Here is a 13,362-nt window from a genome sequence, read left to right on the forward strand (position 1 = left end):
CATGTGGATATATCTTTTAATGGTTTCTTTGTAATGGTTTCTCCTTAGTGGCTTCTTACTTATTTTAATACTATAGCTCCCAACGGGGGCAGGTGAACATTTATTTCATACATGTTATCGTTTTTGTTAACAGGTGTTGTTAATATTTCGGGATTAAAAACATCGCCCGATCCCCAGTATTTTTTATCGTCTGAGTTAAATATTTCGCGCCATTGGGTTTTGCCGTACGTATATACTTTCCAGTCGTGCCGCACCACCGGTGTAAGATTTAAAATGACCAACAAATCATCTTCAGGATTTTTACCCTTACGCCGGTAGGCCACTACACACTCAGCCGGATGATTCAAATCAACCCACTCAAATCCATAAATATTAAACTGATTTTCATACATCGCCGGTTCGTTGCGCAACAACAGGTTCAGGTCGCGTACACAATCTTTCAGCATCCGGTGCGGATCGAATTGCAACAAATGCCACTGCAGTTCACTTTTATAATTCCATTCGTTGGTATCGCCAAACTCGCATCCCATAAATAACAATTTACCTCCGGGATGCGTAAACATATACGTATACAGGGTGCGCAAATTGGCAAACTTCTGCCATTCATCACCCGGCATTTTAAATATCATCGGACTTTTTCCGTGCACTACTTCATCATGGCTCAGCGGCAGTAAAAAGTTTTCGTCGTAATAATACATCATGCTGAAAGAAAACTTATTCTGGTAATGCCGGCGGTATATGGGGTCCATTTTAAAATAATCCAGCGTATCGTGCATCCAGCCCATCATCCATTTCATACCAAAACCAAGACCGTTCTGAAAAGTCGGCCGCGAAACGCCGGGCCAGTCGGTAGCTTCTTCAGCAATGGTTTGCACATCGTGAAAATCGCGGTAAATGGTTTCGTTCAAATCCTTGATAAACGATATGGCTTCGATATTGCCATCGCCGCCATATTCATTCGGCTCCCACTGACCGTGAGTACGCGAATAATTCAGTTTCAGCATCGAGCTCACTGCATCTACTCTGAAGCCATCGATATGAAATTTTTCGAACCAGAAGCGGGCGCTGCTGATCAGAAAAGATTTTACTTCACCTCTGCGGTAATTAAATACATAACTGTTCCAGTCGGGATGAAACCCTTTGCGCATATCGGCATATTCGTAGGTATTGGCCCCATCGAACATAAAAAGGCCGTGTGCATCATATGGAAAATGCGAAGGCACCCAATCGAGAATAACACCAATACCTGCCTGGTGAAATGCATTGACCAGCTCCATAAACCCCTGCGGATCGCCAAAGCGCGAGGTAGGTGCAAAATAGCCGGTTCCCTGGTAGCCCCAGCTGCCGTCGAACGGATGTTCCATCACCGGCATAAATTCAACATGCGTAAAACCCATTTCCTTTACATAAGGCACCAGCTGTTCACGGATCTGGTCATACGTATTATACGATTCCTCATCGTATTTATTCGGGCGCATCCAGCTGGCAAGATGAACTTCATAAACACTGCAGGGCGCTTCAAGCGAGTTGGGCCTCTTGCGGTTGTTCATCCATTCATCATCTTTCCAGGTATAGTCGAGGTTCCAGGTAATGGAGGCCGTGTTGGGTCGTTTTTCCCAGAAATTGGCATAGGGGTCGCCTTTGTCGGTTTTGGCGCCTCTGAAGCCGTCGATATGATATTTATATACTTCTCCTTTTACCAGGTGGGGAATAAAACCTTCCCAGATACCCGATTTATCGAGCCGAACAAACAACGGGTGACTATCGGGGTTCCAGTCGTTAAAATTACCGATCACCGATACGTAAGTGGCATTGGGCGCCCATACGGCAAAATAATACCCTCTGTTCCCCAATACTTCAATTTCGTGCGACCCAAACAGTTCATACAACCGGTAATGGGTACCCTGTTGAAAATTGCGAACGTGTTCTTCGGTAAAAAATGAGTAATTCCACACTGGTTTAGTGCTATCTACAAAGTGTATTTCTTCGTATTTTTTCATTGTTTCCATTTGCGCCCTTGTTTCTTGTATCTGATTAGTTGTGCCTTGTTTTCTTTTTTTGTGCCTTGTATCTTGTGTCTTGTGCCTTTTTTATGTCCTTTTAACGTTTAATTAAGATATTACTCTTCACTTATCCCGATCTGATTATAGAAATTCGCTCCTCCAGAAGGCGTTAAGGGAGAGATTCCAAAAAATATTAACCATTGATATGGGTATACGCCTTTATCCTTTACTTGTATTAGCCAAAAAACGAACTGCTCTTCTTGTCTTTTTGCTCTCGGTTTGTTTTCACAGTTTTTCTCAACGCGCTGATATTAAAGGTACAGTAATTGACACATCGGAAAAAAGAAACCTTTATAATTCGGTGGTAGCGTTGTTACGACCTTCCGATTCGGTACTGGTGTCGTTCACGCGCAGCGATAAACTCGGCAATTTTACACTGCAAAAATTATCTCCGGGTAAATTTATTATTATGGTTACGTACCCGGGTTATGCCGATTACTTCGACCGGGTTGAAATAACCGATGCTCCGGTTAATTTGGGTAAAATTTCCATGACGCTGAAAAGCCAGTTGCTGGCAGAAATTGTGGTACAACACAAACTGGGCGCCATTCGCATCAAGGGCGATACCACCGAATACGTAGCTGATAGTTTTAAACTGGCGGCCGGCGCTACGGTAGAAGACCTGCTTAAAAAATTACCCGGTATACAGGTTGATAAAGATGGGAAAATTACCGCACAGGGCGAAACGGTTCAGAAAGTGCTGGTCGATGGTGAAGAATTTTTTAGCGATGATCCTACCATTGTTACCCGCGGTTTTACTGCCGATGCCATAGACAAGGTGCAAACTTTTGATAAAAAAAGCGACCAGGCTGAATTTACCGGTATCGATGATGGTCAGAAAACAAAAACACTGAACCTGAAACTGAAGGAAGACAGGAAGAAGGGCTATTTTGGCAAACTGGAACTTGGTTCAAATGGTGGCCGCTACTGGAATAATAACCTGATGTTGAATGCCTTTAAGGGAAAGCGAAAATTCTCCGCCTACGGTATTATGTCAACCACCGGTAAAACAGGGCTCGACTGGAAAGAGGGTATGAATTATGGCACTAACAACACAACCATGAATACCGATAATGACGATGGTGTTATTTATATGAGCGGAGGCGGAAATGATGAGTTTGGCAGCAATTTTTGGGGCGAAGGACTTCCCAAAGGATGGGCCGGCGGTATGCATTATTCAAACAAATGGAACGACGATAAAATATCCCTGAACTCGAATTACCAGTTCAATAAAATAACGACCGAAGCGCGTGGCACTACTCAAAGCCAGAATAATTTGTCGACTTATACTTTGTATTCAAACGAAACCGGCAACAGTTATACCAGTCGCCTCCGCAACAGGCTTGAAGGAATTTATGAATATAAGATCGACTCCTTTTCAACGATAAAAATAACAGCACAAGGCTCAAGAGGAAACAGCCTCAGCCATAATTTTTATCATTCAGAGTCGTTCAACAATTCAGGCGATACCCTGAGTATAATTGATCGCACCACTACGTCGGATGCAGATAACAAAAACTTTAATTCGACCCTGTTGTGGAAACAAAAATTCAGAAAAACCGGAAGAACCTTGTCGCTGTCGGCCCGCCAGGTATATACCGAAAACGCCTCAACAGGATTTTTATTCTCGAACAACTATTTTTATCACAACAGTGTACAGGACAGCACACAACGCATCGATCAGCAAAAACTGAACGGCAATATTACGGCTATGATTAACTCGCGCATTGCCTATACCGAACCGCTTTCGAAAAGGTCATTGATCGAAATTAATTACAGCATTGATAATAACCATCGTCAATCACGCATCAGCACACTCGAAAAGCCTGCCGGTATTTTGAAATACGAAAACCAGATCGACTCTTTAAGCAATGAATATAGCTTTAATGTATTAACGCATAACAGCGGCATTGCTTACCGGTATTCAAAACCCAAACGCTTATCACTGTCGTTTGGGGTAAATGTATCGCATGCCGATTACACCCGCAAAGATTTAAGAACCGATACCATAGCGAAGTATGGCTTCACCAATTTTTATCCGCAGGCCAGTATGTCGTTCAACATGGGCTCAAACGGCAATCTGAAGGTCAGCTATAACGGCAGCACGCAGGCGCCTTCGATCGACCAGATTCAACCTATACAGGATAATACCAACCAGTTGAATATCCGAAAAGGGAACCCCGATCTGAAACAGGCTTTCCGCAATAATTTCGCTGTTACATTCAATAGTTTTAAACCGCTGTCGGAACAGAATATTTATTCAAACATTAATTTTTCAACAGCACAGAACGATTTTAGCACCATCAATACTTTTGATTCTGCCACCGGCCGCAAAACATCCATGCCGGTGAATGTGAACGGCAATTATTATGCGAATGGATGGTTTTGGTATGGAAGAAAGATCAAAAAGCTGAATACGAGGTTGGGCTTTAACGGCCGTTTTAACTATAATCATAACAATAACTTTCTCGACAATCTCCCTAACGTAAACAATAGTTATATGGCCGGGGGCGGTCCTAACTTAGGATATGAAATAGATAAAAAACTGGATATATGGATAGGTACCGGTTTTTATTACAATAGCACCAAATCATCGTTGCGCCCTCAGCTGGTTACCCGTTACTGGACACAGGAACATTATGCAGGTATAAACGTAACGCTGCCCTGGAAATTTGAAATTAATACTTCACTCGAAATGAACCTGCGCCAGAAAACAAGCACGTTTGATAAGAACAACAATGTTTATCGCTGGAATGCCCGGCTCGACAGAAAAATATTAAAAAATGATGTCGCCAGATTGCGTTTTGCGGCTTTTGATATACTTGATCAGAATATTGGATTTTATCGCAGCATCAACAGCAATTTTATTTCTGAACGCACCTACGATACCATGAGAAGATATTTTCTGCTGTCGTTCATTTGGAATTTTAGTAAAAATGGTAAACCGCTCGATTGGTAAGCAATTGATTTTGAGGTTTGGGGATTTAGGGATTTTGAGATTTCTTTTAATGATGCATTCCGATTAAATCTCAAAATCTCTAAATCTCAAAATCAGAAATTTTCAAAAAAATATTTTATGCCTCTTAAAATTACAATTTATCTAATAGCAATAATCCTCCCTGTGGGCGTGTGGGCGCAACAGAAATTTATAACGAAGGGTAAAATCGAATATGAACGAAAGACCAACCAGTATGCTTTTATGGATGAAAACAGCATATGGGACAACATGGCTAAGAATAACACATCGAAATTTGTTACCTACTATTACGACCTTTTTTTCAGCGACAAACAAACTTTATATAAACAGGGCCGCGATCCTGAAACAAAGCAGTTCAAAATCTGGGGTGTTTTTGATTCGGATAATACTATTCTTACCAAACTCGACAGCAGTACGGCACTTACCCAGCGAAGCATATTTGGCGATGTATTTCTGATCAGTGATTCAGTAAAAAATATAGACTGGAAGGTTACCACAGAATTTAGAAAAATAGCCGGTTTTGATTGCCGCAAAGCAGTAGGCAGAATGATGGACTCAGTGATAGTGATTGCTTTTTATACCGATGAAATTTTAACTACAGGTGGACCTGAATCTTTTTCGGGTTTACCGGGAATGATATTAGGCCTTGCCATTCCACGGTTGCATACCACCTGGTATGCCACCAAACTGCAACTATTAGATGTAACTGATAAAGACCTGCTGGCCCCTAAAAGAGGGAAAAAATTAACCGGCCCTGGTTATCGCGAAAAAGTAAAAGATCTGATGAAAAACTGGGGCGAAGATGCCTCTAAAAGACAAATGAATGTACAGTTGTTGTTGTGATTTAATACCTAATGGCACAATTGCGCCTTTAAAGCTTCAGCAGAAAACCATTGTATAGATGCGTCTTTTTTAAACCAGGTCATCTGGCGTTTGGCGTATTGACGGGTATTGGTTTTGATTTTTTCAATGGCCAGTGGTAATGAAATATGACCTTCGAGGTATTCAAATATTTCGGTATAGCCAACTGTTTGCAACGCATTTACCTGTTTATATGGTAATAAACTTTCAACTTCTTTCACCAGTCCCTCTTCGATCATCATATCTACCCGGCCATTGATGCGGGCGTGTAATTCGGGTTTAGGCAATTCAATACCATATTTAATAATGTTGAAAGGGCGGGTTGCCTTTCGCCCCTGCTGGTAGGTGCGTATTGACTCACCCGTGGCCTGTTTTACTTCAAGCGCCCTGATGAGCCGCTGCGGATTTTGTATTTCGCCGGTGGCAAAATACAAGGGATCCTGTTGCTGTACCTGTTGCTGCAACCATACAAGACCGTGCTGTTCGTATTGCAGTGTAATTTGCAGGCGGATCAATGGCGATATGGGCGGCATATCGTCGAGCCCTTCGCAAAAAGCTTTTATATATAAGCCGGTGCCGCCGGTAACCACGGCAATATCATGCTGCTTAAAAATTTCCTGTACAGCCTGTAAAGCATATTGCTCAAATACAACTGCATTTACTTCATCGTGTATGGAATGGGAATTGATAAAATAGTGATGTACCAGTTGCAATTCTTCGGGCGAAGGTTTTGCAACGCCAATGGACATTTCTTTAAAACATTGCCGCGAGTCGGCAGATATGATATCTGTTGCAAAATGGCGGGCTATATCAATGGCCACGGCTGTTTTACCCACAGCCGTAGGGCCGGCAATTACAAAACACGTTTTTTTGTTCATGCTATTTGTTGGGCTTGTATAGAACCCAAAACAAATTTTTATTTTGAGATTTTGGGATTTCGGGATTTTGCGATTTCATCCATTCAGAATTTCCCTTTAAATCTCAAAATCTCTAAATCACGAAATCCGGAAATCAACAATTATACTTCTTCGTCCTGTGCTCCTTCCTGCGCTTCTTCTTCACCAAGTCCCAGGTCCTCATCATCTTCGTCGCCTTCTGCCCCTTCGGTGCCAAATCCTTCAGTGCCGGCTTTCAGATCGTATTTTTCTTCCATTTCGGTGAGCTTATCGCCTGCAATGCCTTTAGTGCCATATTGAGAGGGAGCAATACCTTCAGATTTGATCACCGCGGGGTAATCAATCTTACTGCTTTCTTCTTTCGACACATTGATCAATTCAACCAGGAACGACCAGTTCTTTACAAAATCATAAACAAAAATAAATTTCTGATTAGGATCTTTAATTTCAGAACCTATCGGTGTGTTTTCCATTAAAAGCGGCGGCACTTTATATGGTTTATCGTATTTGGCAAGACTGATCTCACGGCCTCGTTGCCAGTTATCATTACTGCGATAAAAGGTAGCCTGGTGTTTGTTATCAAACTCGTAAGCCTTTAATATTACCTGTTGTAGCTGCAAAAAAGTTTGTGTATGCTTTATTGCCACATCACGGTAAATACTATCATCTTCCTCAAAATATATTCTGAATTTTAAAACAGCCATATAAATCGTTTCTGATTTCTGGTTTTAAGTTTTGAACTCAGTATCTGTGCTGAGCCTGGGTTTATTTGTTCTCTATAATCGTGCCAGCCGTTATATTGTTAGGTTATCTTACTTTCCGATTGCTGACTTCCGATTTCAGACCTCCGGTTTTTCCGGCCCAACTCCAAAAGTAAGACAATTCCCCAACTATCAAAGTACGCAATTTAAGGTGCATTTGCATAGTAACAAAATGTGCCAACAAACAGGGCAATATCATTTTATACTAAAAAAAGAAAAATATATCAAACCGCTCATCCGGTGCAAAATCGCAACAGGAAACCCCGTGCGAAACCTTATCCGGATGCACAATGTACGCATACGATGGATACTTATCAACAGGCAAGCCTCCGCGGCTAACCCATCGGATGCGTGGAAATTAATTTTCAGCAGTTTTTTTATTGACCAGATGCAAGCCCATTTCTGTTGCTTTTTTCATCATAAAATCGTATGCAGCGTCGTAGGTATTTTCAATTTCGCCATCGAGGATCGCCTCGCGGATGCTGTTTTTCAAATCCCCCACTATTTTACAGGGTTCGAGCCCAAAAATATCCATGATAATTTCACCGGTAATGGGCGGTTGCCAGTTGCGGATGCGGTCTTTTTCCTCTACCTCCTTTAACCGTTTGCGTACCAGTTCAAAATTCTCGAGGTAGCGGATTACCTTTTGTTTATTTTTAGAGGTAATGTCGGCGCCACACAACAGCATCAGGGCATCGATATCATCGCCGGCATCGAATAACAATCTGCGTATAGCTGAGTCAGTGATATTTTCTTTGGTTAAACTAATCGGGCGCAGATGCAGCTCAACCAGTTTGCGCACAAAACGCATTTTTTCGTTTTGCGGCAATTTTAACCGGGTAAATAATTTGGGTACCATGCGGCCGCCCACTACTTCGTGACCATGAAACGTCCATCCATGACCGCGCTCAAATTTTTTGGTGGCAGGTTTGCCAATATCGTGCAGCAAAGCGGCCCAGCGCAACCAAAGGTCATTGGTGTGTTGGGCAATATTATCAACCACCTGCAATGTGTGGTAAAAATTATCTTTATGGCCATGACCGTCGATGTACTCAGCGCCTGCAAGATCAACCAGCTGAGGAAAAATAATATGCAATAAACCGCTTTGATACAACAGGTCGAGCCCCACTGAGGGTTTTGAACTTAATAAAATTTTATTCAGCTCTTCGGTAATACGTTCCTGCGAAATAATGCGAATACGTTCTACCTGATCTTTTATGCTTTGAAAAGTAGCCGGTGCAATGGTAAAATTCAGTTGACTGGCAAACCGAACGGCGCGCATCATACGCAGCGGGTCGTCGCTAAAGGTTTGCCCGGGATCGAGGGGTGTTTGAATGATCTTCTTTTCGAGGTCGATCAAACCATTAAAGGGATCGATCAGTTTTCCGTAATCGGCAGTGTTCAAACTCACGGCCATTGCATTGATGGTAAAATCGCGCCTGTCCTGATCGTCTTTTAATGTGCCCGGCACCACTTCGGGGTTACGGCTGTGATAGCGGTAGCTTTCTTTACGGGCGCCAACAAATTCAATTTCCAGATCACCGTTGCCCTGCCGCTCATCCGGCTTATCACTTTCAGCCATTTCATCTGCAGTAACTACATGGCCCGCATCGGAATGATGGTCTTCGTGATAAAATCCTTTTAATTTTATTTGCGCAGTGCCGAAATTCTTAAAAAAAGCAACGGTTGGTTTGGGTTGAAAACGTTCGGCTACTTTATGTGCCAGCTGAATGCCGTCGCCCACACAAACAATATCTGCATCCTTCGTTACACGTCCCAGCAATTTATCGCGTACAAAGCCACCAATTACATAGGCAGGAACGCCCAGTTCTTCGGCAGCATGTGCGATTTTCTTAAATACGAATGATTCCTTTTCGGTGCAACGGATATCCATGACGCAAATTTAGACCTTTTGAATTGTTTGATGGCTGGATTTTTTGATTGTTGGTTTTCAATATCTGGCTGTTGACAAATAGTTAGCAAGCCGAAATTTCGGGTACCCAACCATCGAACTATCAAACCATCGAACCATCAGAAATTCGGGTTATTCAAAGACTATAATGAGCTTAACAACTGAGCATCCTGTATTTCATAGGCACACTTAAAATGGCCCAGCGGACAGGCAGGCCGTCCGTGCAAGCCACAGGGACGACACGATAGCGGATGTTGTATTTCTACGATAAACCGCTTGTCTGACAAAGGGCCAAATCCAAACGAAGGGAGTGTTGAACAATATACCGCCGTTACAGGAGCATTAACCGCCGAAGCAAAGTGCATGGGGGCCGAATCGTTCACATAATTCATCACCGACTCTTTCATCAGCGCGGCCGATTGCAAAAAGCTCAGTTTGCCGCACGCATTCACCACCGTGACAGCAGTCGCCCCCTGCTTTATTTCGTCGGCAAGCGCCGCATCGCCGGGCGCTCCCAGCAAATAAACAGTATAGTTAGCCGGCACCTGTTTTACAAAACTGATCCATTTATCTTTCGGATATTGCTTGGTAAACCACACCGATGCCGGTGAAATGGTTATATAAGGTTTTTTTATCAATGATTGAACCGCCGCTTCATCCGCAGCCGACGGATACAGCCGGGGCTTCATCACCGCATCATCGGTAAAATAACGGATCAGTTCATTATTTCTGTCTACCTCATGAATTGCATGGGCAGCATCGCTGATAATATGTTTGATTTTTTTATCAAATAAAAAGCTGAAGGGATTTTTATCGAACCCGATCGTTTCGCTGCCACCCGAAAAAGCAGTCAAAAAACCGGTGGCGGCAAACCGCTGAACATTGATCACTTTATCGTATTGGCGTTTCCGTATCTGCCATAATAATTTAAATAAGTTTTTCTGTTTGCCGCTCTTTTTATCCCATATCAATACCTCATGCAAATACGGATGGTTCAATAACAACCCTTCATTTCCTTTTCGTACCAGAAAATCAATTTGGGCATCCGGAAAATGCAGATGCAGTTTTTCCAGGATACCGGTTGCCAGCACCACATCGCCAATAAACGCTGTTTGTATTACGAGAAATTTCATTCTTGTTTGTGGTTTGAAGTTTGTGCCCGCCCGGATGACACGGTCGGACGGGGTTTGTGGTTCTTTCGGCGAATCAGGCCGTGTAATTTTGGTACTGTTACATTTTAAAGTGTTTGATTTTAATAATGAACTTTAAAGCGCGGCAGCAACCACAAACCATAAACTATTCTCTTATAGTTGTAGCCGTTCCATCTTTATTCCATTTTATAATAGAAGATGGTGCATGCTGCGTTTTATCCTCCTGCCTGTGGTGCACAATATAATCCACACCCTGCCATATCGCCGGCGATACCTCACCAAACCATGCAGGCGGTAAATCGCCCGATATATTCGCCGATGTTGATACAATAGGTTTTCGAAACCGTTTGATAAGATGTTTGCAAAAAGCATCTTTTACAATACGAATGGCAACAGTGCCATCGGCGTTTATTACATTATCGGCCAATCCTATGGCGCCTTCATAAATCACCGTTGTAGGCTTTTTGGCTTTTTTAAGATAATCAAATACCTGCAGATCGATATGCGCAACATATTGCATCAGCTCTTTTTCATCGGCCAGTAGTATGATCATGCTTTTGGCCTCGGACCGTTGTTTTAATTTGTAAATACGGTCAACAGCTGCCGCATTGGTGGCATCGCAGCCAATTCCCCAGATGGTATCGGTGGGATAAAGTAGCAATCCCCCACCCTGCAGCACCTTCAGGCAATGATCAATATCGTGTTGAAATTCTGACATAATGGTTTGAGGCTGCAAAATAAAGAAATAAGGCAACAAGGAACAAGATACAAGGTACAAGGTACAAACGGGAGCAAGTTTGCGATGATGAACAATTTGAAAATTTCAGGGACCCGTGCCTTGCTCCTTGTGCCTTGATTCTTCTTGCTTTTGCATTATGTTTGCAAAAAATTAACGAAATGCAAGATCTGATACTCGAAGCCTGGAACAACCGCGAGTTATTAAAGGAAAAAAAATATACCGATGCAGTAAAAGCAGTTATTGAAGAAGTAGATAAAGGCCGCTTACGCGTGGCTTCGCCCGGTGATGGCAAGTGGACGGTGAACGAGTGGGTAAAACAGGCCATATTGATGTATTTCGGTATTCAGCCAATGCAAACCTGGAACCTGGAGCCTTTTGAATTTTACGATAAAATGCTGCTGAAGAAAAATTATAAAGAACTGGGCGTACGCGCTGTACCCCACGCAGTAGCAAGATACGGCGCCTATGTTGCCAAAAATGTGGTATTGATGCCTTCATATGTAAATATCGGGGCTTATGTTGATGAAGGCACCATGGTTGATACCTGGGCTACAGTAGGCAGCTGCGCACAAATTGGTAAAGGCGTGCATTTAAGCGGCGGTGTTGGGATTGGCGGTGTGCTTGAACCCCTGCAGGCAAGTCCGGTTATTGTTGAAGATGGTTGTTTTATCGGCAGCCGTTGTATTGTGGTAGAAGGCGTGGTAGTTGAAAAAGAAGCGGTATTGGGCGCCAACGTAGTATTAACGCAAAGCACAAAAATCATTGACGTAAGCCAAAGCCAGCCGGTTGAATATAAAGGCCGTGTTCCGTCACGCAGTGTGGTTATACCCGGCACCTATGCCAAAAAATTCCCCGCCGGCGAATATCATGTAAGCTGTGCACTCATCATCGGACAGCGTAAACCAAGTACGGATTTGAAAACGAGTTTGAATGATGCGTTGAGAGACTTTAATGTTTCTGTTTAAATTGTAATTACATAGTTTCAGGTTACATGTTACAGGTTTCAGGTAGCACCATCCCTGCAGCATGTAACCTGCTTTTTTTACACATGACTGAAGAAAAAAAATACCATGTAACATTCGCTGGTTTTGCCATCACGCTGATTGGCGCCATATTGTTTTCAACAAAAGCCATTATTGTAAAAGTAGCTTTTGCCAATACAACCATGGATGCCCTTACCCTGCTGATGTTGCGCATGGCCTTTTCACTGCCTTTTTATGTAGGAGCTGTGTTTCTGGTAAAACAACAACAGCCGGCAAAACTTACCGGTCGCCAGTGGCTGATTGTTCTGGGACTTGGCGTTTTTGGTTATTATCTCAGCAGCCTGTTTGATTTTATAGGATTGCAATATGTTACGGCTGGTTTGGAGCGACTGATCCTTTTTCTGTATCCTACCTTTGCTGTTTTTTTTAATGCAGTTGTTTTTAAACAACCTGTTGTACGAACGCAAAAAATTGCACTGCTGCTTACCTATACCGGAATTGCCATAGCTTATATTGGCGAATTGCGTTTCGATATCGGCAACCCGCATTTTATCTGGGGAAGCTTTCTTATATTTCTTTGTTCTATCACCTACTCCATTTATATCGTTGGCAGCGGCCGGCTCATTCCTGCAGTAGGCGTTACCCGCTTTACTGCTTATGCCATGTTAGCCTCTACAGCCGGCGTGTTTGTTCATTTTGCCTTTGCCGGCACCATTCAGAAATTACAGGCAGCTTCCAATTACTGGTTGTACGGCATTATGCTCGCTGTAATAGCAACCGTATTGCCAACCTTTATGTTGTCGAACGGCATGAAGCGCATTGGCAGTAATAATGTTGCCATTATTTCGGCTATCGGACCGGTTTCGACCATTATTCAGGCCCACTTTGTTTTAGGAGAAAAAATTTTTCCCGCGCAGATCGCCGGTACACTGCTGGTGATCATCGGTGTTATTTTAATCGGATGGAGAAGAAAATAGCTGGTTACCGGTTACCAGTTACCGGAAAACCGGGAACAGGCA

General features: G+C 42.9%; 10 protein-coding genes. 4 read left to right on the top strand and 6 right to left on the bottom strand.

Features of this window, described 5'->3' with window-relative positions; all coding sequences use genetic code 11:
• Positions 1-59: 59 nt before the first annotated feature.
• On the bottom strand, positions 60-2,009 hold the full coding sequence (gene glgB / locus AC59IL_RS17370) for a 1,4-alpha-glucan branching protein GlgB (protein ID WP_496553439.1): 1,950 nt from the start codon (positions 2,007-2,009) through the stop codon (positions 60-62).
• Between the two features lie 199 nt (positions 2,010-2,208).
• Between glgB and AC59IL_RS17375 the strand changes: the two genes are divergently transcribed.
• Complete coding sequence (locus AC59IL_RS17375; RefSeq protein ID WP_496553440.1) at positions 2,209-5,022, top strand: TonB-dependent receptor; 2,814 nt, start codon at positions 2,209-2,211, stop codon at positions 5,020-5,022.
• A gap of 117 nt (positions 5,023-5,139) precedes the next feature.
• A complete protein-coding gene (locus AC59IL_RS17380; RefSeq protein WP_496553441.1) occupies positions 5,140-5,883 on the top strand; it encodes a GLPGLI family protein in 744 nt (247 codons plus the stop codon).
• An 8-nt stretch (positions 5,884-5,891) separates the two neighbouring features.
• On the opposite strand, the gene miaA is transcribed toward AC59IL_RS17380, so the two are convergent.
• From miaA to AC59IL_RS17405, 5 genes are all read right to left on the bottom strand, one after another.
• Positions 5,892-6,779 carry a tRNA (adenosine(37)-N6)-dimethylallyltransferase MiaA gene (gene miaA, locus AC59IL_RS17385; RefSeq protein ID WP_496553442.1) on the bottom strand — a complete coding sequence of 296 codons (888 nt, stop codon included), beginning with the start codon at positions 6,777-6,779 and terminating at the stop codon, positions 5,892-5,894.
• 140 nt (positions 6,780-6,919) lie between these two features.
• Positions 6,920-7,501 (bottom strand): IS1096 element passenger TnpR family protein, encoded by a 582-nt coding sequence (locus AC59IL_RS17390; protein ID WP_496553443.1) that lies wholly within the window; start codon positions 7,499-7,501, stop codon positions 6,920-6,922.
• Positions 7,502-7,916: 415 nt separating this feature from the next.
• Positions 7,917-9,452, bottom strand: coding sequence for a CCA tRNA nucleotidyltransferase (locus AC59IL_RS17395; RefSeq protein ID WP_496553444.1), 1,536 nt, complete (start codon positions 9,450-9,452; stop codon positions 7,917-7,919).
• A 161-nt stretch (positions 9,453-9,613) separates the two neighbouring features.
• Complete coding sequence (locus tag AC59IL_RS17400) at positions 9,614-10,603, bottom strand: glycosyltransferase family 9 protein (protein WP_496553445.1); 990 nt, start codon at positions 10,601-10,603, stop codon at positions 9,614-9,616.
• 163 nt (positions 10,604-10,766) lie between these two features.
• Entirely contained in the window at positions 10,767-11,339 is a 573-nt protein-coding gene (locus AC59IL_RS17405; RefSeq protein WP_496553446.1) for an L-threonylcarbamoyladenylate synthase, read from the bottom strand.
• A 179-nt stretch (positions 11,340-11,518) separates the two neighbouring features.
• Here AC59IL_RS17405 and AC59IL_RS17410 point away from each other — a divergent pair, with 179 nt between their 5' ends.
• Together AC59IL_RS17410 and AC59IL_RS17415 are read left to right on the top strand one after the other, a co-directional pair.
• Positions 11,519-12,325, top strand: coding sequence for a 2,3,4,5-tetrahydropyridine-2,6-dicarboxylate N-succinyltransferase (locus AC59IL_RS17410; RefSeq protein WP_496553447.1), 807 nt, complete (start codon positions 11,519-11,521; stop codon positions 12,323-12,325).
• A gap of 83 nt (positions 12,326-12,408) precedes the next feature.
• Positions 12,409-13,320 carry a DMT family transporter gene (locus tag AC59IL_RS17415; protein ID WP_496553448.1) on the top strand — a complete coding sequence of 304 codons (912 nt, stop codon included), beginning with the start codon at positions 12,409-12,411 and terminating at the stop codon, positions 13,318-13,320.
• Positions 13,321-13,362: the final 42 nt, after the last annotated feature.

This window comes from Niastella sp. sgz303648, assembly GCF_059587045.1.

Coding starts and splice junctions, on each gene's coding strand:
- glgB (WP_496553439.1), bottom strand. CDS start 2,009: ATGGAAACAATGAAAAAATACGAAGAAATACACTTTGTAGATAGCACT.
- AC59IL_RS17375 (WP_496553440.1), top strand. CDS start 2,209: ATGGGTATACGCCTTTATCCTTTACTTGTATTAGCCAAAAAACGAACT.
- AC59IL_RS17380 (WP_496553441.1), top strand. CDS start 5,140: ATGCCTCTTAAAATTACAATTTATCTAATAGCAATAATCCTCCCTGTG.
- miaA (WP_496553442.1), bottom strand. CDS start 6,779: ATGAACAAAAAAACGTGTTTTGTAATTGCCGGCCCTACGGCTGTGGGT.
- AC59IL_RS17390 (WP_496553443.1), bottom strand. CDS start 7,501: ATGGCTGTTTTAAAATTCAGAATATATTTTGAGGAAGATGATAGTATT.
- AC59IL_RS17395 (WP_496553444.1), bottom strand. CDS start 9,452: ATGGATATCCGTTGCACCGAAAAGGAATCATTCGTATTTAAGAAAATC.
- AC59IL_RS17400 (WP_496553445.1), bottom strand. CDS start 10,603: ATGAAATTTCTCGTAATACAAACAGCGTTTATTGGCGATGTGGTGCTG.
- AC59IL_RS17405 (WP_496553446.1), bottom strand. CDS start 11,339: ATGTCAGAATTTCAACACGATATTGATCATTGCCTGAAGGTGCTGCAG.
- AC59IL_RS17410 (WP_496553447.1), top strand. CDS start 11,519: ATGCAAGATCTGATACTCGAAGCCTGGAACAACCGCGAGTTATTAAAG.
- AC59IL_RS17415 (WP_496553448.1), top strand. CDS start 12,409: ATGACTGAAGAAAAAAAATACCATGTAACATTCGCTGGTTTTGCCATC.